Source organism: Streptomyces sp. NRRL S-244, assembly GCF_000717915.1.
In the GTDB taxonomy this organism is placed as follows: Bacteria; Actinomycetota; Actinomycetes; order Streptomycetales; family Streptomycetaceae; genus Streptomyces.
This window is the reverse complement of the sequence record NZ_JOCX01000001.1, coordinates 293,852-319,481: the sequence shown is the minus strand read 5'-3', so window position 1 is coordinate 319,481 and position 25,630 is coordinate 293,852. Positions and strand designations below refer to the sequence as shown.

General features: G+C 72.7%; 23 protein-coding genes. 9 read left to right on the top strand and 14 right to left on the bottom strand.

The features are described from left to right. Nucleotides 1–49: 49 nt before the first annotated feature. From paaC to paaA, 3 genes are read right to left on the bottom strand one after another with little or no spacing between them, the layout of a single operon-like run. Nucleotides 50–805: a 1,2-phenylacetyl-CoA epoxidase subunit PaaC gene (paaC, locus tag IF02_RS0101515; RefSeq protein ID WP_078621793.1), complete on the bottom strand. Its 756-nt coding sequence runs from the start codon at nucleotides 803–805 to the stop codon at nucleotides 50–52. Continuing rightward, complete coding sequence (gene paaB, locus IF02_RS0101510; RefSeq protein ID WP_030153111.1) at nucleotides 802–1,086, bottom strand: 1,2-phenylacetyl-CoA epoxidase subunit PaaB; 285 nt, start codon at nucleotides 1,084–1,086, stop codon at nucleotides 802–804. Before paaB ends, paaC begins: the two co-directional genes overlap by 4 nt. Next, nucleotides 1,083–2,102 (bottom strand): 1,2-phenylacetyl-CoA epoxidase subunit PaaA, encoded by a 1,020-nt coding sequence (gene paaA / locus IF02_RS0101505; protein WP_030153110.1) that lies wholly within the window; start codon nucleotides 2,100–2,102, stop codon nucleotides 1,083–1,085. Before paaA ends, paaB begins: the two co-directional genes overlap by 4 nt. Nucleotides 2,103–2,237: 135 nt before the next feature. Here paaA and IF02_RS0101500 point away from each other — a divergent pair, with 135 nt between their 5' ends. From IF02_RS0101500 to IF02_RS0101490, 3 genes are read left to right on the top strand one after another with little or no spacing between them, the layout of a single operon-like run. Then, entirely contained in the window at nucleotides 2,238–3,050 is an 813-nt protein-coding gene (locus IF02_RS0101500) for a DUF5819 family protein (RefSeq protein ID WP_030153109.1), read from the top strand. Continuing rightward, nucleotides 3,047–4,201, top strand: coding sequence for an HTTM domain-containing protein (locus IF02_RS0101495; RefSeq protein ID WP_030153107.1), 1,155 nt, complete (start codon nucleotides 3,047–3,049; stop codon nucleotides 4,199–4,201). The genes IF02_RS0101500 and IF02_RS0101495 overlap by 4 nt, the downstream gene beginning before the upstream one ends. 14 nt (nucleotides 4,202–4,215) lie before the next feature. After that, a complete protein-coding gene (locus IF02_RS0101490; RefSeq protein WP_030153105.1) occupies nucleotides 4,216–4,974 on the top strand; it encodes a TrmH family RNA methyltransferase in 759 nt (252 codons plus the stop codon). Here IF02_RS0101490 and IF02_RS0101485 read toward each other — a convergent pair. After that, nucleotides 4,958–6,013: a MerR family transcriptional regulator gene (locus IF02_RS0101485; RefSeq protein ID WP_234318055.1), complete on the bottom strand. Its 1,056-nt coding sequence runs from the start codon at nucleotides 6,011–6,013 to the stop codon at nucleotides 4,958–4,960. The genes IF02_RS0101490 and IF02_RS0101485 overlap by 17 nt on opposite strands. A gap of 80 nt (nucleotides 6,014–6,093) precedes the next feature. Beyond that, on the bottom strand, nucleotides 6,094–7,776 hold the full coding sequence (gene paaN / locus IF02_RS0101480; protein ID WP_030153102.1) for a phenylacetic acid degradation protein PaaN: 1,683 nt from the start codon (nucleotides 7,774–7,776) through the stop codon (nucleotides 6,094–6,096). A 167-nt stretch (nucleotides 7,777–7,943) separates the two neighbouring features. Here paaN and IF02_RS0101475 point away from each other — a divergent pair, with 167 nt between their 5' ends. The 3 genes from IF02_RS0101475 (at nucleotide 7,944) to IF02_RS33400 (ending at nucleotide 11,878) form a co-directional block, all read left to right on the top strand. After that, a complete protein-coding gene (locus IF02_RS0101475; protein ID WP_051695431.1) occupies nucleotides 7,944–9,476 on the top strand; it encodes a 3-hydroxyacyl-CoA dehydrogenase in 1,533 nt (510 codons plus the stop codon). Continuing rightward, nucleotides 9,473–10,063, top strand: a complete 591-nt coding sequence (locus IF02_RS0101470; RefSeq protein WP_030153098.1) for a TetR/AcrR family transcriptional regulator — start codon at nucleotides 9,473–9,475, stop codon at nucleotides 10,061–10,063. The genes IF02_RS0101475 and IF02_RS0101470 overlap by 4 nt, the downstream gene beginning before the upstream one ends. Before the next feature lie 240 nt (nucleotides 10,064–10,303). Beyond that, complete coding sequence (locus IF02_RS33400) at nucleotides 10,304–11,878, top strand: PKD domain-containing protein (RefSeq protein ID WP_078621792.1); 1,575 nt, start codon at nucleotides 10,304–10,306, stop codon at nucleotides 11,876–11,878. 86 nt (nucleotides 11,879–11,964) lie between these two features. Here the strand turns inward: IF02_RS33400 and IF02_RS0101460 are convergent, their stop codons facing one another. Further along, nucleotides 11,965–12,546, bottom strand: a complete 582-nt coding sequence (locus IF02_RS0101460; RefSeq protein ID WP_078621791.1) for an Lrp/AsnC family transcriptional regulator — start codon at nucleotides 12,544–12,546, stop codon at nucleotides 11,965–11,967. 176 nt (nucleotides 12,547–12,722) lie between these two features. On the opposite strand from IF02_RS0101460, the gene pdhA reads away from it, so the two are divergent. The 3 genes from pdhA to IF02_RS0101445 are packed head-to-tail and all read left to right on the top strand — an operon-like array spanning nucleotide 12,723 to nucleotide 16,191. Next, a complete protein-coding gene (gene pdhA / locus IF02_RS0101455) occupies nucleotides 12,723–13,859 on the top strand; it encodes a pyruvate dehydrogenase (acetyl-transferring) E1 component subunit alpha (protein ID WP_030153094.1) in 1,137 nt (378 codons plus the stop codon). Continuing rightward, nucleotides 13,856–14,854 (top strand): alpha-ketoacid dehydrogenase subunit beta, encoded by a 999-nt coding sequence (locus tag IF02_RS0101450; RefSeq protein ID WP_030153092.1) that lies wholly within the window; start codon nucleotides 13,856–13,858, stop codon nucleotides 14,852–14,854. Before pdhA ends, IF02_RS0101450 begins: the two co-directional genes overlap by 4 nt. Next, on the top strand, nucleotides 14,854–16,191 hold the full coding sequence (locus IF02_RS0101445; RefSeq protein WP_030153091.1) for a dihydrolipoamide acetyltransferase family protein: 1,338 nt from the start codon (nucleotides 14,854–14,856) through the stop codon (nucleotides 16,189–16,191). The genes IF02_RS0101450 and IF02_RS0101445 overlap by 1 nt, the downstream gene beginning before the upstream one ends. Before the next feature lie 66 nt (nucleotides 16,192–16,257). Here the strand turns inward: IF02_RS0101445 and IF02_RS0101440 are convergent, their stop codons facing one another. The 8 genes from IF02_RS0101440 to IF02_RS0101405 all read right to left on the bottom strand — a co-directional run bounded on the left by IF02_RS0101440 (nucleotide 16,258) and on the right by IF02_RS0101405 (nucleotide 25,572). Next, entirely contained in the window at nucleotides 16,258–17,235 is a 978-nt protein-coding gene (locus tag IF02_RS0101440; protein WP_030153089.1) for an NAD(P)H-quinone oxidoreductase, read from the bottom strand. A 35-nt stretch (nucleotides 17,236–17,270) separates the two neighbouring features. Then, nucleotides 17,271–18,371 carry a potassium channel family protein gene (locus tag IF02_RS0101435; protein ID WP_030153087.1) on the bottom strand — a complete coding sequence of 367 codons (1,101 nt, stop codon included), beginning with the start codon at nucleotides 18,369–18,371 and terminating at the stop codon, nucleotides 17,271–17,273. Beyond that, nucleotides 18,359–19,666, bottom strand: a complete 1,308-nt coding sequence (locus IF02_RS0101430) for a molybdopterin molybdotransferase MoeA (protein WP_078621790.1) — start codon at nucleotides 19,664–19,666, stop codon at nucleotides 18,359–18,361. The genes IF02_RS0101435 and IF02_RS0101430 overlap by 13 nt, the downstream gene beginning before the upstream one ends. Next, nucleotides 19,663–20,526 (bottom strand): NTP transferase domain-containing protein, encoded by an 864-nt coding sequence (locus IF02_RS0101425; protein WP_030153084.1) that lies wholly within the window; start codon nucleotides 20,524–20,526, stop codon nucleotides 19,663–19,665. Before IF02_RS0101425 ends, IF02_RS0101430 begins: the two co-directional genes overlap by 4 nt. 135 nt (nucleotides 20,527–20,661) lie before the next feature. Continuing rightward, nucleotides 20,662–21,195, bottom strand: a complete 534-nt coding sequence (locus IF02_RS0101420) for a bacterial proteasome activator family protein (protein WP_030153082.1) — start codon at nucleotides 21,193–21,195, stop codon at nucleotides 20,662–20,664. A 93-nt stretch (nucleotides 21,196–21,288) separates the two neighbouring features. Beyond that, entirely contained in the window at nucleotides 21,289–24,111 is a 2,823-nt protein-coding gene (locus IF02_RS0101415) for an ABC transporter permease (protein ID WP_030153081.1), read from the bottom strand. Then, a complete protein-coding gene (locus IF02_RS0101410) occupies nucleotides 24,108–24,875 on the bottom strand; it encodes an ABC transporter ATP-binding protein (protein ID WP_051695430.1) in 768 nt (255 codons plus the stop codon). The genes IF02_RS0101415 and IF02_RS0101410 overlap by 4 nt, the downstream gene beginning before the upstream one ends. Nucleotides 24,876–24,903: 28 nt before the next feature. Further along, nucleotides 24,904–25,572, bottom strand: coding sequence for a PadR family transcriptional regulator (locus IF02_RS0101405; protein WP_037835268.1), 669 nt, complete (start codon nucleotides 25,570–25,572; stop codon nucleotides 24,904–24,906). Between the last annotated feature and the right edge of the window lie 58 nt (nucleotides 25,573–25,630).

Below are 25,630 nucleotides of genomic sequence, written 5' to 3'. Positions count from 1 at the left end.
TCCGCTGCCCTGGGCTCGCCCGCGGGGGCCGCGGCGCGGGGCGCGTCCGTCACCATGACGCCCCCGGATGGCTGCGGTGCAGGTGCTGCATCTCGGCGAGCAGCCGGCCGAACGACTCGGTGTGCAGGCCCTGGCGGCCCGCCCCGGCGGCCCAGGCGCCGGTGCGCGGGCCTTCGGGGAGCGCGAGCCCGGCCCGCTCCAGCACGCCGCCCACGGCGGCCAGCCAGCGGCCCTCCAGGGCGGCCCAGTCCACGCCGTCGACGCCTTCCACCGGCTGGAACATCTCGCCGGTGTACTTCCACAGCGCGTCCAGGGCGGCCCGCATGCGGGCGCGGCTCTCCTGCGTGCCGTCGCCGAGCCGCAGGGTCCACTGCTCGGCGTGGTCGCGGTGGTACGCGGTCTCCTTGACGGCCTTGGCCGCGAGCGGGGCGAACGGGCCGTCGCCGGCCGCCAGTTCCGCGTAGAGCTCGTGCTGGTGGAAGGAGAAGTAGAGCTGGCGGGCGATGGTGTGGGCGAAGTCCCCGTTCGGCTGCTCGACCAGCTGGAGGTTGCGGAAGGAACGCTCCTCGCGCAGGAAGGCCAGCTCGTCCTCGTCGCCGGCCATGGTCAGCAGGACGCGGGCCTGACCGAGCAGGTCGAGCGCGATGTTCGCGAGGGCGACCTCCTCCTCCAGGACGGGCGCGTGACCCGCCCACTCGCCGAGGCGGTGGGAGAGGATCAGCGCGTCGTCCCCGAGCGCGAGGGCCGCCGCCCGGACGACCTCGGGCTGAACCACATCGGACTGAACGGCATCGGTGCTGGTCACAGGTGGTTCACCCCTTCGGGGATCTCGTAGAAGGTCGGGTGCCGGTACGGCTTGTCGGCCGAGGGGGCGAAGAACGGGTCCCGCTCGTCCGGCGAGGACGCGGTGATCTCGGTGGAGGGCACCACCCAGATCGAGATGCCCTCGCCGCGCCGGGTGTAGAGGTCGCGGGCGTTGCGCAGGGCCATCTCCGCGTCGGGCGCGTGCAGGCTGCCCGCGTGCGTGTGCGAAAGGCCGCGGCGCGAGCGCACGAACACCTCCCACAGTGGCCAGTTCTGCGTCATACCCCTGCCTCCTCGTTCGTCGCCGTGCTCTGTACGGCGTGGTGTGCGCTGTGCTTCTCCGCGTACGCCGCGGCCGCCTCGCGGACCCAGGCGCCTTCCTCGTGGGCCCGGCGGCGCTGGCCGATCCGCTGTTCGTTGCACGGGCCGTTGCCCTTGAGCACGTCCCAGAACTCGGCCCAGTCGATCGCGCCGAAGTCGTGGTGCCCGCGCTCCTCGTTCCACTTCAGGTCCGGGTCGGGCAGGGTCAGGCCCAGCGCCTCGGCCTGCGGAACGGCGATGTCCACGAAGCGCTGGCGCAGCTCGTCGTTGGAGTGCCGCTTGATCCGCCAGGCCATGGACTGCGCGGAGTGCGCCGATTCGTCGTCCGGCGGGCCGAACATCATCAGTGAGGGCCACCACCAGCGGTTCACGGCGTCCTGCGCCATCGCGTGCTGCGCCTCGGTGCCCTTGGACAGGGCCATGAGGAGCTCGAAGCCCTGGCGCTGGTGGAAGGACTCCTCCTTGCAGATCCGCACCATCGCGCGGGCGTACGGCCCGTACGAGCAGCGGCAGATCGGCACCTGGTTGGTGATCGCCGCACCGTCCACGAGCCAGCCGATCGCACCGACATCAGCCCAGGTCAGGGTGGGGTAGTTGAAGATCGAGGAGTACTTCTGCTTGCCGGAGTGGAGCTTGTCGAGCAGCTCGTCGCGGCTGGTGCCCAGGGTCTCGGCGGCGCTGTACAGGTAGAGGCCGTGCCCGGCCTCGTCCTGGACCTTGGCCATCAGGATCGCCTTGCGGCGCAGCGAGGGCGCGCGGGTGATCCAGTTGGCCTCGGGCTGCATGCCGATGATCTCGGAGTGGGCGTGCTGGGCCATCTGGCGGACCAGCGAGGCGCGGTACGCCTCGGGCATCCAGTCGCGCGGCTCGACGCGCTCCTCGGCCGCCACGGCGGCGTCGAAGGCCGCCGCGAGCTGTGCCCCGAGGTCAGCCCCGAGGCCTGAGTCCTGCCCCGTTTCCGGGGTCACTGCCACCATCCCGGCCCCCTGCCAGAGATTGTTGACCGCCCGACCGACCGATCGTTCGGTTCGTACTCTTCAATGGTGGGTCGGCGGCCCGTAGGGTGTCAACCTCTGAGGTCAACCCTGTGGACGCCGGATGATCGGGGCGGGATGGAATCGAACGAGCGCGAGCCCGCGGAAGCAGCTGTTCCGCCGGTCGTTCCGCCGGTCGATCCGCCGGTCGCCGCGGCAGCCGTCCCGTCGGCCCGTCCCCCGGCGGATCCGCCGGTCGAGCCCCTGGCCGAGCTGCCCGCCGACCCGCCCGGCGCCCCGTCCGCCGACCCGCCCGGCGCCCTGGCGCAGCCGCCGCGGGCTCCCGGGATCGCGGGCCTGTCCGCCCCGTACCGGATCGTCACGGCCCTCGCCCTGGCGGCCGTGGGCCTCGCCGCCTGCGGGCACCTGGCGCTGGTCTTCCTGCACGTCGCCCCGTCCAACACGGTGAGCAAGCAGCACGCGCAGACGGTCGACGACTGGATCTACCCCGAGTTCGAGCAGAACTGGAAGCTCTTCGCCCCCAACCCGCTCCAGCAGAACATCGCGGTGGAGGTACGGGCGGAGGTCCGCACGCCCGGCGGCGCACCGGTCGCCGGCGGCTGGCGCGACCTGTCCGCACAGGACGGCGCGGCCATCCGGCACAGCCTGCTGCCGAGCCACACGCGCCAGAACGAGCTGCGGCGGGCGTGGGACTTCTTCACCGGCTCGCACGACGAGGACAACAAACCGATCGGCGAACGCGGCGAGCTGTCGGAGCGGTACCTGCGGCGGATCGCGCTGAGCCGGCTCGCGGACGACGGGATCGCCCGGGACGAGGTCGTACGGATCCAGCTGCGCTCGGCGACGCGGGCGGTGGCGGCGCCGCCGTGGAGCGAAGAGAAGACCGACACCCAGACGTACTACCGGGAGCTGCCGTGGTGGACGGTGTGAGGCGGGCGCGGGCCGCCGCCGGCCGGGCGGTCGCCCGGGTCAGCGGGCAGGCCCTGGGCCCGTACCAGAGCGCCGTCGTCCGGATCGGCTTCTCGGCGACCTGGCTGTTCTTCCTGCTGCGGGAGTTCCCGCACCGGTCCGAGCTGTACGGGCCGGACGGACCCTGGAGCTTCGGGCTGGCGCAGCGGCTGATCGCCTCGAACCACGCCTTCTCGGTGCTGATGTGGTCGGACGCGGAGCTGTGGTTCCAGATCGTCTACGCGGTGTCGGTGCTGTCGAGCCTGCTGCTGATGCTGGGCTGGCGGACGCGCGCGACGTCCGTGGTCTTCATGGTCGGAGTGCTGTCGCTGCAGAACCGCAGCGTGTTCATGGGCGACGGCGGGGACAACGTCATCCACCTGATGGCGATGTACCTGGTGCTGACGCGGTGCGCGCAGGTGTGGTCGCTGGACGCGCGGCGCGCGCGGCTGCGGGGGTCGGCCTCGGCGGGGGCGGCCGGGCCGGTGCTGTGGGGCGTGCTGGGCGCTCTCTTCGCGTACGGGGCGGTGACGGATCGGTTCAGCCACGGCTGGCTGGCGGCCTTCGCGGCGCTGTGGGTCGTGTGCGCGCTGTGGTGGATGGTGGACCGGTACGAGCCGGAGGGCGAGGGGCGGGCGGCCTTGGACGTCCTGGCGAACCTGGTCCACAACGCGGGGCTGCTGGTGATCATGGCGGAGGTCTGCCTGATCTACGCGACGGCCGGCTGGTACAAGATCCAGGGGTCGCGGTGGCAGGACGGGACCGCGCTGTACTACCCGCTCGGGCTGGACTACTTCACGCCGTGGCCGGGGCTGTCCGGGCTGCTGGCGGGGAGCGGGACGGTGGTGATGCTGCTGTCGTACGGGACGGTGGCGGTGCAGGTCGCGTTCCCGTTCACGGTGTTCAACCGGCGGATCAAGAACGTGCTGCTGGCGTTGATGATGCTGGAGCACGCGGGGATCGCCGTGCTGCTGGGGCTGCCGTTCTTCTCGCTGGCGATGATCGCCGCCGACGCGGTGTTCCTGCCGACGGTGTTCCTGGTCTGGCTCGGAGCCAGGGCCTCCGGCGTGGTGGGGCGCCGCTGGTCGGCCGCCGCCGGCGGAGGCGGGTCCGAGCGGGCGCTGACCGGCTGACTACGCTCAGCGGTATGACTGAGCTGGAGCAGAGCGCACGGCAGTGGCGGGAGGCCGCCGAGCGGGGGGACCTCGTACTCCTCGACGGGTTCCACGCGCTGAAGCACGCCCTGCGCTTCGGGGCCGACGTGCGGGTCGTCGTAGCCGACGATCCGGAGGCCGTACGGGCGCTGGCCGGCGAGCTGGCTCCGGACGTGGCGGGCGAGGTGGGGCGGCTGGTGCGCGCGGGTGAGCTGCGGGCGCTCGTGAACCGGGTGCATCCCACCGGGGTGGCGGCGCTGGCCGTGCGGCCCGACCGGGCCGAGGGGCGGGCCCGGCTCGAGCGGCAGCCCCGGACCTCGCCCGTCGTCGTGCTCGACAACCCCCGCAACCTCGGCAACGTCGGCGCCGTCGTCCGGCTCGCGGCCGGATTCGGCGCCACCGGCGTCGTCACCCGCGGCGATCTCGATCCCTGGCACCCCAACGTGGTCCGCGCCGGGGCGGGACTGCACTACGCCACCACCGTGGACCGGGTGGAGATCGACACCCTGCCCGCCGGGCCGCTCTACGCGCTCGACCCGGAGGGCGAGGACATCCGCGCCCTCACCCTCCCGGACGACGCCCTGCTCGCCTTCGGCTCGGAGCGGCACGGCATCTCACCCGAGCTGCGCGAACGGGCCGACCACCTGGTCGCCCTGCCGATGCGCCCGCAGGTCTCCAGCTACAACCTGGCCACCAGCGTGGCCATGACCCTCTTCCACTGGGGCGGACCGAAGGTCATGCCTCGAGACTGACCGGCATCAGGAGCGAGAAGGCGTCCTCGACGTCGGGGCGCAGGAGGACGAGGGGGGCCTTGGGGCCGACGTACTCCAGCAGCATTTCCTCCCCGGCGGCGAGCGCGTCGAGCAGGAAGGCGGGGTTGACCCCCACCCGGTCACCGGCGCAGTCGTCGTCGCCGACGGTCACGGTGTCCGTCAGGGCGAGGACGCACACCTCGCCCTCCTGCGCGCCGAGAGCATGGCGCAGGGCCGGCACGTCCAGGGTGAGGCGGCGGCCCTCGGGCAGCCGGGTGAGGCGGCGGTGGTCGGGGAATTCCCCGTCGAGGCTCTGCCCGGCGACCTGGCGGCCCTGCGTCTCCAGCACCACCTCGTCCCCGTCCACGGTCAGGCGGGCCGGGGCCCCGTCGGTCAGCAGGGCGCGCATCGCGTCCGCGAGCGGGGTGGGCACGGTCACCTGGACCCGCCCGCCGCCGTGGCCGGTGGTGGACGCACGGGCGACGGCCATCCGGTAGCGGTCCGTGGCCACGAGGTGCAGGCCCCCGCCCTCGATGTCGAAGTGGATCCCGCCGAGCATCGAGAGCTCGGGGTCGGTTCCGGCGGCGAAGCGCACGGCGTCCAGCGCGGCCGCGAGCTCGCTGCCCGGCACGGTCAGCCGGGCGGTGGCGGTGGCGGTGGCGGTGGCGGGGGCGGTGGTCATGGAGGTCTCCTGGTGTCCGAGTAGGGCTCGTACCGTGGAGAGTTCTTCGCGCGCTTCGGCCAGCCCGCGTTCGAGCCGCCGCAGATGCCCGTCGAGCAGCCGGGGCACCAGACCGGTTTCCCCGCCGGCCCAGCCGGCCAGCACCAGCCGGATGTCCGCGAGCGGCATCCCCGCGCGCCGCAGCCGGGCCAGCAGCCGCGCCTCGCCGAGCTGCTCGGGCGCGTACCAGCGGTACCCGGTCACCGGATCGACCCATGCCGGTACGAGGACGCCCGCGCGGTCGTAGAACCGCAGGGCGCTCACCCCCAGCCCGCTGTCCCGGGCCATCTCGCCGATGCTGCGCATGTCGCTCTCCACGCCCACGACTCTGGGACCTCCACCAGGTCGAGGGTCAAGCGGGCCCGGCGCCGCCACGCCGGGCCCGCCCGTCCGCGGCCTCAGGCCTGGCGGCGGACCTCCACCACGCGGAAGCGGTTCGAGACGAAGGCCCCGTCACAGAGGGCCGCGTTGGCCGCCGGGTTGCCGCCCGAGCCGTGGAAGTCCGAGAAGGCCGCGGTCTGGTTGACGTAGACCCCGCCGGTCAGGTTCAGGGAGAGCTGTGCCGACTCCTCCAGGCAGACCTCCTCGATCGCCCGCTCGGTGTCGGCCGACGTGGTGTAGGCGCCGACCGTCATCGCGCCCTTCTCCCGCACCGTGCGGCGCAGGAGGTCCAGGGCGTCCGCCGTCGAGTCCACGGCCACCGCGAACGACACCGGGCCGAAGCACTCCGACAGGTACGGGGCCTCCGGATCCGGCTTGGAGGCGTCCAGCTTCACCATCACCGGCGTACGGACCACCGCGTCCGGGAACTCCGGGTTCACCACCTCGCGGGAGGCCAGTGCCACCTCGCCGAGGCCGGCAGCCGCCTCCAGGCGGGCCTTGACGTCCGGGTTGACCAGTGCGCCGAGCAGCGCGTTGGCCCGGGCGTCGTCGCCCAGCAGGCCGCCGACCGAGGCCGCGAGATCCGCGACGACCTCGTCGTACGACTTGTGGCCGGCGTCCGTCTCGATGCCGTCCCGCGGGATCAGCAGGTTCTGCGGGGTGGTGCACATCTGGCCGCTGTACAGGGACAGCGAGAACGCCAGGTTGGAGAGCATCCCCTTGTAGTCCGCGGTCGAGTCGACGACGACCGTGTTGACGCCGGCCTTCTCCGTGTAGACCTGGGCCTGGCGGGCGTGGGTCTCCAGCCAGTCGCCGAACCCGGTCGAGCCGGTGTAGTCGATCAGCTTGATCTCGGGGCGGACGGCCAGGGTCTTGGCGATGCCCTCGCCCGGCCGGTCCACGGCCAGCGCCACCAGGTTCGGGTCGAAGCCCGCCTCGGCGAGGACCTCGCGGGCCACCTTCACCGTGAGCGCCAGCGGGAGCACGGCGCGCGGGTGCGGCTTGACCAGCACCGCGTTGCCCGTGGCCAGGGAGGCGAACAGGCCCGGGTAGCCGTTCCAGGTCGGGAAGGTGTTGCAGCCGATCATCAGGGAGATGCCGCGCGGGACGGCCGTGAAGGTCTTGCCGAGCTCCAGCGGGTCCCGCTTGCCCTGCGGCTTCGACCAGTCGGCCCGGCCGGGGACGCGGGTCTGCTCCTCGTAGGCGTAAGCCACCGCCTCCAGGCCGCGGTCCTGCGCGTGCGGGCCGCCCGCCTGGAACGCCATCATGAAGGCCTGGCCGCTGGTGTGCATGACCGCGTGCGCGAACTCGTGCGTCCGCGCGCCGATCCGGGCCAGGATCTCGATGCAGACCAGGGCGCGGGCCTCGGGCCCGGCGTCCCGCCAGGCGCCCATGCCGGCCTTCATCGCGGGCAGCAGCACGTCCGGGTCGACGTGCGGGTACTCGACGCCCAGCTCGGGGCCGTACGGGGACACCTCGCCGCCGGTCCAGCCGTCGGTGCCGGGCTGGCCCAGGTCGAACCGGGTGCCGCGGACGGCCTCGAAGGCGGCGAGCCCGTCGGCCGGCGCGGTCTCCCCGTAGGCCTTGGGGTGCTCCGGATGCGGTGACCAGTAGGCGCGGCTGCGGATGGCCGCCAGGGCCTGGTCCAGCGTGGACCGGTGCTTGTCGGACAGCAGGGGGACGGTGAGCTCGGCGGCCATCAGGGACCAACTCCTCGTTGAGCCGGGCAAGATCAGGCTGGGTCGCAGACTGAGATCAGGCAGGGGCGGGTGAAGAAGAGCAGACTGGAGTTAGAGTAACCGAACGATCGGTCGGGACAAGAGGGCCCGGCAGGGCTGTGGATAACCCGGTGCGGGAGGATCAGGACATGACAGCAATCGAGCGGTCCCGCACTGTGGCGGTCGTCGGCGCCGGCACCATGGGACAGGGCATCGCCCAGGTCGCCCTTCTCGCAGGTCACCGGGTGCTGATCTACGACATCAACGCCACGCTCGCCGCCGGCGGCGTCGGCATCGTCCAGGACCGCGTCGACCGCATGGCCGCCAAGGGCCGCCTCGATCGCGCCGAGGCCGAGGACGCGATCGGCCGGATCGAAGCGGCCTCCGCCCTCGCCGACCTCGCGGACGCCGCGCTCGTCATCGAGGCCGTCGTCGAGGACGTCGCCGTCAAGCGCGCCCTCTTCGAAACGCTGGAAGAGGTGGTTTCGCCGGACGCCCTGCTGGCCACCAACACCTCCTCCCTCTCCGTCACCGAGCTCGCCGCCGGCCTGGCGCACCCCGGCCGCTTCCTCGGCCTGCACTTCTTCAACCCGGCCCCGCTGCTCCCGCTCGTCGAGGTGGTCCGCGGTTTCGCGACCGACCCGGCCGCCGCCGAGCGCGCGTACGCCACCGTGCTGGGCTGGGGGAAGACGCCGGTCCGCTGCGCCGACACCCCCGGCTTCATCGTCAACCGGATCGCCCGCCCCTTCTACGCCGAGGCCTTCGCGGTGTACGAGGAGCAGGGCGCCGACCCGGCCACCATCGACGCCGTGCTCCGCGAGAGCGGCGGCTTCAAGATGGGCCCGTTCCAGCTGACCGACCTGATCGGCCAGGACGTCAACGAGGCCGTCACCCGCTCCGTGTGGGAGTCGTTCTTCCGGAGCCCCAAGTTCACCCCGTCCCTCGCGCAGCGCCGGCTGGTCCAGTCGGGCCGCCTGGGCCGCAAGTCGGGGCACGGCTGGTTCCCGTACGGCCCGGACGCCGAGGCGGCGGCCCCGCACACCGCCGGTCCCGAGGAGGCCCCGGAGAAGGTCACCGTGGTCGGCGACCTCGGTCCCGCCGCCGGGCTCGTAGAGCTGCTGGAGGAGGCCGGGATCGCGGTCACCTCCACCGAGCACGGGGGCCCGTACATCCAGCTGCCCGGCGAGGGCCAGCTGGTGCTCGCGGACGGCAAGACCTCGATCGAGTTCGCCGACGTCGTCTACTTCGACCTCGCGCTCGACTACCGCGGGGCCACCCGGATCGCGCTCTCCGCAGGCGAGGACACCAGCGAGCGGACCCTCGCCGAGGCGGTCGGCCTGTTCCAGAAGCTCGGCAAGAAGGTCTCCGTCATCGGCGACGTGCCCGGCATGATCGTGGCCCGTACGGTCGCGATGCTGATCGACCTGACCGCCGACGCCGTCGCGCGCGGCGCGGCCACGGCCGAGGACGTCGACACGGCGATGCGGCTCGGCGTCAACTACCCCATGGGCCCGGCCGAATGGCACGACCGGCTCGGCCGGGACTGGGCGTACGACCTGCTGCACCACCTCGACGAGCGCTGTCCCGGCGGCCGCTACGCGCCCTCGCTGGCGCTGTTCAAGCTCGGCTACGCCGAGGGCGACGACGACAGCGACGAGAGCACCGCGGAGGAGACCGCGTGACCACCGCCAAGCGGGACACCTACACCCCCGAGACGCTCCTGTCCGTCGCCGTCCAGGTCTTCAACGAGCGCGGGTACGACGGCACCTCCATGGAGCACCTCTCCAAGGCGGCGGGCATCTCGAAGTCCTCGATCTACCACCACGTGGCGGGCAAGGAGGAGCTCCTGCAGCGCGCCGTCAGCCGTGCGCTCGACGGGCTCTTCGCCGTACTGGAGGAGCCGGGCGCGGTACGAGGCCGGGCGGTCGAGCGGGTCGAGTACGTCACGCGCCGCACGGTCGAGGTCCTGGTCGCGGAGCTCCCGTACGTGACGCTGCTGCTGCGGGTGCGGGGCAACACCCGGACCGAGCGCTGGGCCCTGGAGCGCCGCCGCGAGTTCGACCACCAGGTCGCGGAGCTCCTGAAGGCCGCGGCGGCGGACGGGGACCTGCGGGCGGACGTGGACATCCGGCTGGCCACCCGCCTGCTGTTCGGCATGGTGAACTCGCTGGTGGAGTGGTACCGCCCGCACCCCGGTACGACCGCGGACCAACTGGCCGACGCGGTGGTCCACATGGCCCTGGACGGCCTGCGGACCGTGCGCGGCTAGCTTCCCGACATGATCCGTACGATCAAGCCCCATATTTTCTGATGAATTGCTGTGCGAATTCTGTACGATGAGCGGGCTTTCGAACGCGTTCAAGCAGTAACAGAAAATGGGGGGCCGGTGCGCAGTCGCCGTCTTGTAGTTTCCGCTGCCGTTGTCGTCGCGGCCAGCGTTGGTTTCATCCCGGGTCTGGCCCAGGCGGCCGGCCCGGCCGGGGGGCCGTCGGCGCCGGTGGCCAAGGGGGTGTCCGCTCCCGCAGCGGACCTGGCCAAGCTCGGCACGGCCGATGCCAAGACCTTCCACAGCCCGGTCGAGCGCTCGGTCCGCAAGAGCCTGCCGGCCGCGCAGGGCAAGAACAAGGCCGCCGCGACCGCGCAGGGCGCGGAGACCGCTGCCGCCGGTAACCCGGAGCTGGGCCTCGTCCTCGACGCGAAGAGCGTCTCCGCGCACGGCATCGAGCTGCGCGCCCAGGTCGTCAGCGTCGCGGGCGCCACCCTCAAGGTCGTCTACGACTGGGGCGACGGGACGACCGACGGCACCGACGCCTACCCGGGCCAGGAGGTGTCGCTCAAGCACAGCTACGCCGAGCTCGGCGAGTACAAGGTCAAGGTCACCGTCACGGACACCGTGAACCAGGCCGAGTCCGTCAACGAGCTGCCGCTCTCGACGGTCGGCTCGGACTTCACGCCGTACGCCCCGACCCGCCTCCTGGACACCCGGGACGGCACCGGGGCCCCGCGGGGCATGGTCCAGGCGTACTCCTCGGCCAAGGTGAAGATCGCCGGCAACGGCAAGATCCCGGCGGGCGTCACGGCCGTCGCCCTGAACGTCACCGCGACCAACACCTCGAACCCCGGTCACGTGACGGTGTTCCCCGGTGGCACCACGCGTCCGACGACGTCCAACGTGAACTTCGTGGCCGCGCAGACCGTCCCGAACATGGTGATCGTGCCGGTGGGCAAGGACGGCACCGTCGAGCTCTACAACGGCAGCTGGACGGCGATCGACCTGATCGCGGACATCACGGGCTACTTCACCCGCACCGCGGCCAGCGGCTACACGCCGATGACCCCGGTCCGCGCCGTGGACACCCGCTCCGGCCAGGGCGCGCCCCAGGGCCAGCTCGGCGGCCGCAAGTCCATGGGCGTGCAGCTGGGCGGCTGGTACGTGCCGGGCAGCGCCACCGCCGTGGCGCTGAACGTGACCGTCACCAACCCGCGCGAGGACGGCCACCTGACGGCCTACCCGAGCGGCCAGCAGGCCCCGAACACGTCCAACGTGAACTTCAAGGCCAAGCAGACCGTCGCCAACTCGGTGATCGTCCCCGTCGGTGCCGACGGCAAGGTCAACATCTTCAACGGCGCCTGGGCGGGCACCGACGTCATCGTCGACGTCGTCGGCTACTACAGCCCGGACAGCTCGGGGGCCTTCATGCCCCTCGCGCCGCGCCGCAAGCTCGACACCCGCGCCTGGGGCTACGGCCCGATGTACGCCCGCGGCTACATCTGGATGCCGATCTCCACGGACGAGGAGGGCATCGCGGGGTACGTCCTGAACACGACGGTGACCAACACGAAGCAGGACGGGTTCCTGTCGGTCGCCCCGGACCCGAACCACCCGGAGGCCTACGACAAGGGCACCGACGTCACCCCGGCGCGGCCCACGTCGTCCACCCTCAACTGGACGGCCGGCCAGACCGTCCCGAACCTGGTCCAGGCGAGCTCCGGCGGCGTCAACGGCGTCGTCGACTTCTGGAACCAGAGCTGGGACACCACCGACCTGATCGTCGACATGTTCGGCTACTACGAGACCAAGTAAGCGCGGAACCGGTCTGGTAAAGAGCCCCGGGAAGGCCCTCACGGCCTTCCCGGGGCTCTGTCGTATCCCGGGCGGTCCCGGGCCCGCTACTCCTCGGAGATCGCCGGGGAGCCGTTCGGGCCGGGGCCGGAATCGAGCAGATCCGTTTCCTCGAACACCAGCAGGGTGCGCGTCGACAGGACCTCCGGAATGGACTGGAGGCGGGTCAGGACCAGCTCGCGCAGCGTGCGGTTGTCCGGGGTGTGGACCAGCAGCAGGACGTCGAAATCACCGCTGACCAGGGCGATGTGGGCGGCGCCCGGGAGCTCGCGGAGCTTCTCGCGGACCGTGCGCCAGGAGTTCTGGACGATCTTCAGGGTGATGTACGCGGAGGCGCCCTGGCCCGCCCTTTCGTGGTTGACGCGGGCCGTGAACCCGCGGATCACGCCATCGTCGATCAGCCGGTTGATCCGGGCGTAGGCGTTCGCGCGCGAGACGTGGACCTGCTCGGCCACGGACCGTATCGACGCGCGGCCGTCCGCCTGGAGCAGGCGCATGATCGAACGGTCGATGGGATCCAGGGGGCGCGGCGGGGTCGGCGGGGTCTGTGGGGCCGAAGGCACACCGCCCGGTGGCACCGGTGCGGAACCCGGCGTGGAACCCGATGCGGCCATTTGTTCATCCGGCATTGCCCACTGCCTCCCTCTCCTGGACGTCCTGCACCCATCCCAGGGCTACGGCGCCACTTTGTCCACAGCCTGGAGCCGCCTGTAGCCAAATTGCGCCATCGACCGAACAATCGGTTGGTGAGGCGCCTCACAGCCGAGTCGCCCTGCCCGCTTCCCACGAGGAGGTGTACGCCGCCATGACGGTCCAAGAGCTGCCCGGTGCCGGTGCATCCCACCGTTCCACCCCGCCGCCCGCCTGGAGGCCCCGTACGGATGCCGCCCCGCTGCTCCCGGACCCCGAGCCGTACCGGGTGCTGGGCACGCCGGCCGCCGAGAAGCTCGACCCCGAGCTGATGCGCCGCTGCTACGCCGAGCTGGTGCGCGGCCGCCGGTACAACGCCCAGGCCACCGCCCTCACCCGGCAGGGCCGACTGGCCGTGTACCCCTCCACCGTCGGCCAGGAGGCCTGCGAGATCGCGGCCGCGCTGGTCCTGGAGGAGCAGGACTGGCTCTTCCCGAGCTACCGCGACACCCTCGCGGCCGTGGCGCGCGGACTCGACCCCGTTCAGGCGCTGACGCTGCTGCGCGGCGACTGGCACACCGGGTACGACCCGCGCGAGTACCGGATCGCCCCGCTGTGCACCCCGCTCGCCACCCAGCTGCCGCACGCGGTCGGCCTGGCGCACGCGGCCCGCCTGCGCGGCGACGACGTGGTCGCGCTCGCCCTGGTGGGCGACGGCGGCACCAGCGAGGGCGATTTCCACGAGGCGCTGAACTTCGCGGCCGTCTGGCAGGCCCCGGTGGTCTTCCTCGTCCAGAACAACGGTTTCGCGATATCGGTCCCGCTGGCCAAGCAGACCGCCGCCCCCACCCTGGCCCACAAGGCCGTCGGGTACGGGATGCCCGGCCGCCTCGTCGACGGCAACGACATCGCCGCCGTGCACGAGGTGCTGTCCGAGGCCGTCCGGCGGGCCCGGGCCGGCGGCGGACCGACGCTGATCGAGGCGGTCACGTACCGCATCGAGGCCCACACGAACGCCGACGACGCGACCCGCTACCGCGGTGACGCCGAGGTCGAGGCATGGAAGGCGCACGACCCGGTGGAGCTGCTGGAGCGCGAGCTGACCGCCCGCGGAATGCTGGACGAGGCGGGCATCTCGGAGGCCAAGGACGCCGCCGAGGCGATGGCCGCGACCCTGCGCGAGCGGATGAACGCCGAGCCCGTGCTCGACCCTATGGACCTGTTCGAAAACGTCTACGCGGAGCAGACCGGCCGGCTCCGCGAGCAGGCGGAGATGCTGCGCGCCGAGCTCGACGCGGAGGAGCAGTCGTGACCACGGTGGCCGTGAAGCCGGCGACGATGGCGCAGGCGCTACAGCGGGCCATGCGCGACGCGATGGCGGAGGACCCCACGGTCCACGTCATGGGCGAGGACGTCGGCACGCTGGGCGGGGTCTTCCGGATCACGGACGGCCTCGCGAAGGAGTTCGGCGAGGAGCGCTGCACGGACACCCCGCTCGCGGAGGCCGGGATCCTGGGCGCCGCGGTGGGCATGGCCATGTACGGGCTGCGGCCGGTCGTGGAGATGCAGTTCGACGCGTTCGCGTACCCGGCGTTCGAGCAGCTGATCTCGCACGTGGCGAAGATGCGCAACCGGACGCGCGGCGCGATGCCGCTCCCGATCACCATCCGGGTGCCGTACGGCGGCGGGATCGGCGGGGTGGAGCACCACAGCGACTCCTCCGAGGCGTACTACGTGGCCACCCCCGGCCTGCACGTGGTGACCCCGGCGACCGTGGAGGACGCGTACGGGCTGCTGCGCGCGTCGATCGCGAGCGACGATCCGGTGATCTTCCTGGAGCCGAAGCGGCTGTACTGGTCGAAGGCGCAGTGGAACCCCGGGACGCCGACGGCCGTGCCGGGGATCGGGAAGGCACTCGTCCGGCGTACCGGCACGAGCGCCACGCTGATCACGTACGGGCCCTCGCTGCCGGTGTGCCTGGAGGCGGCCGAGGCGGCGCGCGAGGAGGGCTGGGACCTGGAGGTCGTGGACCTGCGCTCGCTCGTCCCGTTCGACGAGGAGACGGTCGTGGCGTCCGTACGCCGCACCGGGCGCGCGGTGGTGGTCCACGAGGCGAACGGCTTCGGCGGACCGGGCGCGGAGCTCGTCGCCCGCATCCAGGAGAAGTGCTTCCACCACCTGGAGGCGCCGGTGCTGCGGGTGACGGGATTCGACATCCCGTACCCGCCGCCGATGCTGGAGAAGCACCATCTGCCCGGCGTGGACCGGATCCTGGACACCGTGGCCCGCCTGCAGTGGGAGAACTGATGCCGCAGGTAATGGAGTTCAAGCTCCCCGACCTCGGGGAGGGACTGACCGAGGCCGAGATCGTCCGCTGGCTGGTGGCGGTGGGCGACGTCGTCGCCATCGACCAGCCGGTGGTCGAGGTCGAGACGGCCAAGGCGATGGTGGAGGTGCCGTGCCCGTACGGCGGTGTGGTCACCGCCAGGTTCGGGGAGGAGGGCACGGAACTCCCCGTCGGAGCACCGCTGATCACGGTGGCGGTGGGTGCGGGGGAGGCCCCGGAGGCGGAGCCCGAGGATTCCGGCTCGGGCAACGTCCTGGTCGGCTACGGGACGGACCACTCGCGCACGGCGCGTCGGAGGCGGGTGCGACCTGGCTCCGCAGCGCCGGCTGGTGCCGCTGCTCCCGCACCCGCTCCCATCGCGACCGCTCCCCTCACGCCGGCGCCCGTCGCACCGGCGCCCCTTGCGACCGCTCCCCTCGCGACCGGTCCCGTCGCCGTGATCTCGCCGCTCGTGCGCAAGCTGGCGCGGGACCACGGGATCGACCTGCGCGGGCTGAGCGGGTCCGGGCCCGAGGGGCTGATCCTGCGCTCGGACGTGGAGGCGGCGCTCCGGGCGCCGGAGCCGGCTCCCGTCGCCGCGCCCGCCGCGCCCGTGGCAGCCGCGCCGGCCGGTGAGCGGGTGCCGCTGAAGGGCCTGCGGGGCGTGGTGGCCGAGAAGCTGTCGCGCAGCCGCCGGGAGATCCCGGACGCCACGTGCTGGGTCGACGCCGATGCGACCGAGCTGATGGCGGCGCGGGCCGCGATGAACGCCGTGGGCGGGCCGAAGATCTCGGTGCTGGCGCTGCTGGCCCGGATCTGCACGGCCGCGCTGGCGAAGTACCCCGAGCTCAACTCGACCGTGGACCTCGCGGCGAACGAGATCGTACGGCTGCCTTCCGTGCACCTGGGCTTCGCGGCGCAGACGGAGCGCGGGCTGGTGGTTCCGGTGGTCCGGGACGCGCAGGGCCGCAACCCGGAGTCGCTGTCGGCGGAGTTCGCCCGCCTGACCGAGCTCGCCCGGGCCGGGAAACTGGCCCCGGCCGACCTCACCGGGGGCACGTTCACCCTGAACAACTACGGGGTGTTCGGTGTGGACGGCTCCACGCCGATCATCAACCACCCGGAGGCGGCCATGCTCGGCGTCGGCCGGATCATGGCCAAGCCGTGGGTCCACAAGGGGGAGCTGGCGGTCCGCCAGGTCGTCCAGCTGTCCCTGACCTTCGACCACCGGGTCTGCGACGGCGGCACGGCGGGCGGCTTCCTGCGCTACGTGGCCGACTGCGTGGAGTCCCCGGCCGTGCTGCTGCGTTCGCTGTAACGGGCGCCCCGCGCGGGCTCCCTCCCCCGGTCGGGGAGGGAGCCCGCGGCCGTGGGGACCGGCCGGTCAGGTGGTCAGCAGGAGCTTGCCCACATGGGCGCTGGATTCCAGCGTGCGGTGGGCCTCGGGGGCCTCGCTCATCGGGAACGACCCGTGCACCACCGGGTTCACCCGGCCCGACGCCACCAGCGGCCAGACGTGTTCCCGCACGGCGGCGACGATGGCCGCCTTCTCCTCCAGCGGGCGCGCCCGCAACGAGGTGGCGGTGATGGCCGCCCGCTTCGCCAGCAGCGCGCCCAGGTTGAGCTCCGCCTTCACCCCGCCCTGGAGCCCGATCACGGCGAGCCGGCCGTTCACGGCCAGCGCGTCCAGGTTCCGCGCCAGGTACTTCGCGCCCATGATGTCCAGGATCACGTCCGCCCCGGCGCCGCCCGTCGCGGCCCGCAGCTCCGCCACGAAGTCCTGCTCGCGGTAGTCGATCAGGATGTCGGCGCCCAGCTCCTTGCAACGGGCCAGCTTCTCCGGGCCGCCCGCGGTCACCGCCACCGTGGCGCCCACCGCCTTCGCCAGCTGGATGGCCATCGTGCCGATGCCGCTGGAGCCGCCGTGCACCAGCACCGTCTCGCCGGGGCGCAGGCCCGCCACCATGAACACGTTCGACCACACCGTGCAGACCACCTCGGGCAGCGCCGCCGCCGTGACCAGGTCCACGCCGGCCGGGACCGGCAGCAGCTGGCCCGCCGGGACGGCCACGCGCTCCGCGTACCCGCCCCCGCCGAGCAGGGCGCACACCTCGTCGCCCACCGCCCAGCCGGACACCCCCGGGCCGAGGGCGGCGATCCGCCCCGAGCACTCCAGGCCGGGGTACGGGGAGGCGCCGGGCGGGGGATCGTAGAACCCCTGGCGCTGGAGGATGTCGGCGCGGTTCACGGCGCTCGCCGCGACGTCGACGAGGACCTCGCCCTCGCCGGCCACCGGATCGGGTACCTCGGCCCAGACGAGGGCCTCGGGGCCGCCGGGCTGTTCGATGGTGATCGCATGCATGGCCCGGAGGGTACGCCAACTCGGTGAAGCGTTCGCTACTCCGCGGGCCCCAGCGTCACCATCGGCGAGGCGGGCGGCGCCGCGCGCACGATGGTGATGAGACGGTCCGTCAGCTGGAGCGGGCTGGCGTGCGGGTCGTCGTACGCGAGCAGCCGGTGGCCGCGCAGCACGCTCACCACCAGGTCCTCCGTCTCCCGTACGCCCTTGCCGGCTTCGGCCTTCTTCACCGGCCGTTCGATCAGGTCGAGCCCGCTGCCCTGCTGGATCAGGTCCTCCATCACCGTGCCCGCGCTCGGGCTCAGCACCGAGAGCCCCAGCAGCCGGCCGGCCGCGCTCGCGCTCGTGATGACCGCGTCGGCGCCCGACTGGCGCAGCAGCGGCGCGTTCTCCTCCTCGCGGACCGCCGCGACGATCTTCGCGCCGCGGTTCATCTGCCGCGCCGTCAGCGTGACCAGTACCGCCGTGTCGTCCCGCTGCGTGGCGATGACGATCTGACGGGCCTTCTGGAGCTCGGCGCGGATCAGGACATCGGAGCGGGTGGCGTCGCCGACCACTCCGGTGAAGCCCTCCGCGTTGGCCATGTCGATCACCTTGGCGCTCGGGTCCACGATGACGACCTGGTCCTTGCGGAGGCCGGTGGCCAGCAGCGTCTGCAGGGCCGAGCGGCCCTTGGTGCCGAAGCCGACGACGACCGTGTGCTCACGCAAGTTCTTCCTCCAGCGGTTCAGCCGCCACTCTTCCCGGGTCTTCTCGGTCAGGACCTCCAGTGTGGTTCCGACCAGGATGATCAGGAACAGCACGCGCAGAGGAGTGATCAGCAGGATGTTGGTCAGCCGTGCGCTGTCGCTGTACGGGACGATGTCGCCGTAGCCGGTCGTCGACAGGGTCACCGTGGCGTAGTAGACGCAGTCGAGGAGGTCGACCTGCTCGTTGGCGTTGTCGTGGTACCCGGCGCGGTCGAGCCACACGATCAGGACCGTCAGGAACAGCACGAACAGGGCCATCAACAGCCGTTTGCCGACCTGCCGGAGCGGCTTCTCCACCACGCGCTTGGGCAGTTTGATGCGCCGTGAGACGAGTTTCTCGTCGGCGCCCCGGGCCATCGCGTCGTGGCCGTGAAGTTTCACGTGAAACATCCTCCGGAGACCCACGGCAGATCGAGGATCTCCAGGTCCTGTCCGTCGCGCGCGCCGTGCGGCGGTACGACGGCCAGCCCGTCGGCGGCGGCCACGCCGCGCAGCATCGCGGGACCGTGGTAGCGCAGCGGTACGGCGTGCTCGTCGGTCAGCAGGACGGGCACGAGCCGGGTGTCGTACGGGTGGCCGGGTACGTCGCCCTGCACCGGGACCGTGTACCGGGGCCGCTGGCGGCGGCCGGCCAGGGCGCGCAGCAGCGGTTCGGCGAGGGTCAGCAGCCCGGAGACGGCGGCGAGCGGGTTGCCGGGCAGGCCGACCAGGTGGCGCCCGTCCGTGCGGTCGCCGAGACGGGCCAGCAGCATGGGGTGACCGGGGCGTACGGCGACCCCGTCGACCAGCAGCTCGGCGCCGGCCTCCCGCAGGACGGGGTGGACGTGGTCGACGGGGCCGGAGGCGGTGCCGCCGGTGGTGACGACCAGGTCGGCGTCGGAGTCCGTGACGGCGGCCAGCAGGGCCTTGGCTCCGGCCGGGTCGTCGCCGAGCCGCCGGGTGGCGGTGACCTCGGCGCCGAGCCGGGTGAGCCAGGGGCCGAGCATGGGGCTGAGGGCGTCCCGGATCAGGCCGTCGTGCGGGCGGCCTTCGGTGAGCAGCTCGTCCCCGAGCACCAGGATCTCGACCCGGGGCCGGGGCAGGGTGGTGAGCTCGTCGTACCCGGCGGCCGCCGCGAGGCCGAGGACGGCGGGGGTGACGAGGGAGCCGGCGGGCAGCAGCAGGTCGCCGGAGCGGCATTCCTGGCCGCGCGGGCGGATGTCCTGGCCGGTGAGGACGGCCCGGTCGGCGTGGAGCTGGGTGCCGGACTCGCGCGAGTGCTCGCTGCGGATCACGGCGGTGGCGTCGGCGGGGACCCGGGCGCCGGTGGCGATCCGTACGGCCTCGCCGTCGGCCAGCGGCTCGGGGCGGTCGGAGCCGGCCAGCACCCCGCCGCCGGGGCGGACGGTCCAGGGGCCGGGGCCGGCGACGGCCCAGCCGTCCATGGCGGAGCTGTCGAAGGACGGCAGGTCGGTGAGCGCGTCCAGGGACTGGGCCAGCACCTCGCCGAGCGCGTCCGCGAGGGGGACCCGGTGGGTGCGGGGCCGGATGCCGGAGCCGGCGCGGGCGGCGGCCTCCCGGGCCTGCGGCCAGCCGGTGGCGCGATGGCCGCCGCCGGGGGCGTCGGCGGTGCCGGGGTCGCGGCTGACCAGTGCCAGGGCCTCGTCGAGGGCCCGGAGGGCGTGGTCGGCGTCGGTGGGGGTCATCCTGAGCCGTTCTCTCGGGCCTCGGCCTCGGCCTCGGCGGCCCAGCGCAGGGCCAGGTCGGCGGCCTTGCGGGAGGCCTCGGCGACTGCGGTGGCGGGGTCGGCGCCGGCGGCTTCGGCCCGGGCGGCCGCGTAGCCGACCAGGAAGGTGGTCAGGGGGGCGGCGGGCCGGGCGACGCCGTGTGCGGCGTCGCGGGCGAGGTCGAGCAGGATCTTGGTGTCGACGGCGACGTCGATGCCCAGCTCGGTCTTGACGGCGGTGATCCATTGGTCCAGCACGTTTCCATGCTCCCTGATCCGGGCGCGGGCGACCGCGAGATCCTCCCAGGTGTCGCAGTCGAAGGAGGCGAGTGGCGCAGAGTCCGTCACTTTGGCCAGGTCGAGATCGGCGGTGAGGGCGCGCAGGGGGAGGCCGGAGAGGGTGCCGTGCTCGGTCGCCAGGAGGGCGATCTCGCGGCGCAGGGGTTCGGCGCGGTAGGCGGCGACGAGGGGCTGGTCGCGGCCGGTGGGGTCGCGCAGCAGGGCGCCGTCGCCTCCGGCGGAATCCAGCAGCGTCCGGACCGTGGCCCGGTCGAGGAACGGCAGGTCGGCGGAGAGGACGAGGACCAGATCGGCGGTGGTCGCGCGCAGGCCGGCGTCCAGGGCGGCGACGGGTCCGGCGCCGGGCGGGTCCTCCCGGGTCCAGCGGACCGGGCGGGTGGTGGGGCGGCGGCCGCCGACCACGACGGTGGTGGCGGCGTCGGCGCAGGCGTCCAGGACGCGGTCGAGGAGGGCGCGCCCGCCGACGTGGAGGGCGGGTTTGTCCGCGCCGCCGAGTCGTCTCGCGGCGCCGCCGGCCAGGACGATCGCGTCGTAGGTCATACCCCCGAGTATGCGCGGCCCATGTCCCCTGCGGGGAGCTGCACTTACCGGGTGCTTATACGGGACCGGGGTCCCGGGGGCCGAAGCCCCCGGGACCCCGGGCCTCATGTCACATCGCCGCTTGCTCGTCGCCGCTTACAGGTACGGACCCGAGCGGATGGCGCCGTGGCCGTCTTCCTCGTCCGTCGGGGCGCCCGGCGGCAGGGCGCGGCGCATCTGTTCCAGCTGGGCCCGCGCGGCCATCTGCTGCGCGAACAGCGCCGTCTGGATGCCGTGGAACAGGCCTTCCAGCCAGCCCACCAACTGGGCCTGGGCGATCCGCAGTTCCGCCTCGGAGGGGATCGCCTCCTCGGTGAAGGGGAGCGACAGGCGCTCCAGTTCCTCCACCAGCTCCGGAGCCAGACCGTCCTCCAGCTCCTTCACGGACGCTGCATGGATGTCCTTCAGACGGACCCGGCTGGCCTCGTCCAGAGGTGCGGCGCGGACCTCTTCCAGAAGTTGCTTGATCATGCTGCCGATCCGCATGACCTTGGCGGGCTGTTCGACCATCTCCGTCACCGGGACCTCGCGCGACTCGTCATCGGCGCCGCCGACCGGCATCCCGTCCTGTCCCACGATCAGGCCGTGCGGGGGGCTGTCCTGCGACCGTTCACTCCTCGGCATCTCCATGCCGTCATTCTCTCGCACACCGTCTTACTCACACGGTGTGCCCCCGTACGGGCGTGATCCACCCTGTACGGGGGCGAGAACGCACAGTGACCGTCAGCCCGCCTCGCGCCGCGCCATGGCGCCGCTGGACTTGGTGACCAGGGCGGCCAGCAGGGCCGCGCCCAGCGGAACCACGACGAGCAGCCCGCCGAGGGTCTCCCACGGCACCGCGATCGGCACGTACAGCGAGTCGTTCGCGTCGCCGGCCATCTCCAAGAGGTGTTCCGTCTCCCGCCGCTGGACCAGCCGCAGGCCGACCGCCGGCAGGATGCCCGCCGCCGAGCCCAGCACCACGCCCATGAGGGCCACCACTCCGCACTGGAAGCCGCTGAGCGTGCGCCGCACCCGCGGCGGCGCGCCGACCGCCGCCAGGGTCTTCAGATCGGCCTCGGCATCGGCTTGCGCGAGTCCGGTGGCGATGCCGGCCGCGCCGATGGTGACCAGGCCCGCGAAGACCGTCAGAGCCAGCATCGTGATGTCGGCAGCGGCCTGGTAGCCGGCCTCGATGGTGACGGGGGCCTCCACCCCGATCTGGTCGATCCGCGCCGCCACCCGCTGCTTCTGCCGGCTGGTGGCCGTGCCGTCCAGGGTGAAGTACGAGGCGAACGGCAGGGTGGTCAGTCCGGCGCTCTTGGCCGCGCCGGGCGGCAGGACGAGCTCCAGGCCGTACCCCTCGGCGGTGTCGGGTGCCTGGTGGACGGCGAAGACCTTGTCCTCCCCCTTCGGGTCGACCCCCGCCTCGTAGACGTCTTCCTTGTTGTCGATCAGCCGGACGGTGACCTTGCCGTCCTTGACGTTGCGCTTGTCGAAGGAGACGCCCTTGCCCTCCTTCAAGGCGGACGCCGCGCCCGGATCGGTGACCGCGAGCGCCGTCATCAGCTTCTCGTCGGCGACGACCACGGAGAACTGTGTGGAGTGCCGGTTGTACGTGCACCGCGGGTCCTTGCGCAGCGTCTTCTTCTCCGCGGGGCTGAACGAGTCCATCCCGTCCTTGGCCTCGTAGAGCGGGCAGCGCTGCTCCTTGGGCCGCATGATCTTGGCCCGGCCGCAGCCTTCGGGGCCGGTGAAGCGCTCGCAGCCGGGCTTGCCGTACGAGATGTAGTCCACGTCCGCCCGTACGGAGAGCGGGAGTTCCTGCGCCAGGGCCTCGCGGACGGCGGGCACGTCCTTGCTGCGGCCGAGCTCGTGGATCGCCACCACCCCGGCGCCGTCCGGGAGATCGGCGATGTACTCGTGGCGGGCCTGGACCTCCGCACTGTGCTGGTACGTCGCCACCGCGACCGTGCCGGCGACTGCGGCCAGGACGGCGGCCACGGCGGGTGCCGTACGGCCCCGGTTGCGCACGGCGTCGCGCAGCGCGAGCCGCGGCGACAGCGGCAGCCAGCGCCCGAGCCGCCCGAACAGGCCGACCAGCACCGGCGTGAGGGCGACTATGCCCAGTTCGGCGATGGCGCTGCCGCCCGCGACGACGGTGGCGCCCATCCGGGAGGCCGTGCCGTAGAGGGCGATCGCGGCGCCGGCGGCGAGGGCGAGCAGGCCGAGGACGGGCAGCACCCGGTTGGCCCGGCGGACCCCGCGACGGCCGGTCAGCGAGGCCAGCACGGTCTGCCGGGAGGCGGTGACGGCCGGGGCGATCGCCGCCAGCAGGCCGGTCACGACGGCGAGCAGGGCGATGCCGAGGATTTCCAGCGGACGGAACGTGAATCCGCCGAAACGCGCGCCCAGGTACTCCTCCAGCGTCGGCCGCAGCCCCAGGGTGAGGGCGACGCCGAGGACCGTGCCGGTGACGGCGGCCGCGGCCCCGATGACGAGGCCGCCGGAGAGCACGATGGCCCGGATGTGGCGCCGGTCGCCGCCGTTGGCGCCGACCAGGCCGAGCTGGCGGCGCGAGCGCCGGGCGCCGACCGCGAAGGCGGGGCCGGCCAGCAGGCAGATCTCCAGCATCGCGAGGCCGACGACCGTGGCCAGGACGGCCAGTTCGGTGGTCGGGAGCCCGTTGTCCGGGTTGTAGTAGCCCAGTTCCTTCTGCTGGGCGATGTACGGCACGTCGGACTCGGCGGGCGGGTCGAGCAGCACGGCGCGGGAGACGACCTGCACGCTCTTCGTGTTGAGCGCCTTGACCATGTTCCACGTGAAACCATCGCCGCCGACCTTGACCAGGTAGGTGTCGGTGGCGACCACTCCGGGGACCCCGGCGGCCTGGAAGGCCTTGTCGAGCGGGGCCAGCAGGGTGCCGGGCGGGGCGAGGATCTCGGTCTTGTTGAGGTCGGACGGCAGCTCGTACGCGCCCACGATCCGGTACCAGGTGTCCGAGCCGCGCGCGCGGAACTCGGAGCCCACGAAGAACCCGCTCTCCTCCAGGAAGGCGGTCGTGGTGACGACCTCGCCCGCTTCCCGGGCCGGCCGGCCGCGCTTCATCTCGATCATGCCGGTGACCAGCGGGCTGGCCGCGTCGATCTCCCGCAGATCGGTTTCCAGCAGGCCGTACTTGGTGCGGATCTTGGTGTGCGCCGTGCTGTCCTTGAGGGACTGGGCTCCCGCCGGGATCGCGGAGGTCAGCAGGTTCGGATTCGGCTCCGATCTGGGGTTGTACTTGTCGTAACCGCCGACGGGCATGGAGTTCCTGCCCTCGACGTCCTGGTAGACGGGCCCGCTGAGCCCCGAGTCCTTCAACCGGGCGTCGGCCGTGCCGATCGCACGGGACACCTTCTGCTCGGGGGAGAGCTGGGCGCTGCGCGTGGTGAGGTCGGCGGCGCTCACGCCGACGATCGGCAGGGCGATCATCGCGAGGACGAGGACGCTGCGGCCCTTGGCGCGCCAGGCGTCGCGGCGGGCGATCCGGATGGCCGCGATCCACGCGTGGTACGAGGACTTCACCGGCCGGCCTGCCCGGAGAGCAGGGAGTCGGCCTGGCTGCGCAGGGTCTCGTCGACCACGCTGCCGTCGCGCAGGAAGACCACGCGGTCCGCCCAGGCGGCGAACCGCGGCTCGTGGGTGACGAGGATTCCGGCGGCGCCCGCGTCGCAGCGCGAGCGCAGCAGGGCGAGGACGGATTCGCCGGTCTCGGAGTCGAGCGCGCCGGTGGGCTCGTCCGCGAGGACCAGGCGGCGGTCGCCGACGAGGGCGCGGGCGATGGCCACGCGCTGCTGCTGGCCGCCGGACATCTCGTCGGGGAAGCGGTCGGCGAGCTGCCCGAGGCCCATCTCCTCCAGGGCGGCCAGGGCCGAGACGCGGGCCTTGCGGGCGGAGGTCCCGTCGAGCTCCCGGGGCAGTGCCACGTTCTCGGCGGCGGTGAGGGCCGGGATCAGGTTGTAGTCCTGGAAGACGTACCCGATGCTGCGGCGGCGCAGCGCGGCCAGCTGCTTGCGGCTCGCCGTGGTGATGTCGGTGCCCTCGACGATGACGTGGCCGCTGGTGGGCGAGTCGAGGCCGCCGGCCAGGGTGAGCAGCGTCGACTTGCCGGAGCCGGAAGGGCCCATGACGGCGACGAGTTCGCCGGGGTACACGGACAGGTCGATGCCGCGCAGGGCGTGCACCTCGGTGGCGCCGCTGCCGTGCGTGCGGACGAGCTTTTCGAGCCGGAGCACGGGCTGTGCGGACGGTGCGGGCGGTATGTGGGGTGCGGTCTGCTGGTCGGGCATGGAGGTCCCCCCTGGGACGGTGGTGGCTTCAGCCCCGCGGGGTGCGGAAGGCGCGGGGCTTCGGTGCGGCGGCGTCGGCGATGCCTGCCGCCTGGGCGGTGGCGCCGGTGTCTGTGGCCTGGGGCGGGTCGGGCTCGGCTCTCCGGTCGGCCGGCAGGGAGAGCCGTACGAGGCGTGATTCGGAGTGGTCGAGCCAGCGGGCCTCGGCCTCGGTCTGGAAGATCAGCTGTTCCAGGACCAGCAGCCAGGCCACGTCGTCGCGTTCGCGCGACTTCCCGCTCTCGATCGCGGCGAGCGCCTGCGCCTTGAGCCGGGTGTAGTCCTGCATCGCTTTGATCGTGGCGTGCCGCTGGGCCTGGATGACGGCGCGGATGTCCACGCCGGGGGCGCCCACGGCCATGGCGAGCTTGATGGACAGCTCGTCACGGGGCGGGTTGGTGCGGTCGACGGGGCGCTCGTACCACTGGTGCAGTTCGGCGCGTCCGGAGTCGGTGATGGCGTAGAGGGTGTGCCCGGCGGTGTCCTCGCCGCCGGGTGCGACGAGGCCGTCGCGTTCCAGGCGGGCGAGGGTGGTGTACACCTGCCCGACGTTGAGCGGCCAGGTGGAGCCGGTGCGGGATTCGAACTCGGTACGCAGCTGAGAGCCGTACCGAGGACCCCTTTCCAGCAGGGCGAGAAGGCCGTGGCGGATCGACATACTCAGTATGTATACCGAGTATGCAGGGCCGCGCAACCATCCTGAGGCGTAGGCCGGA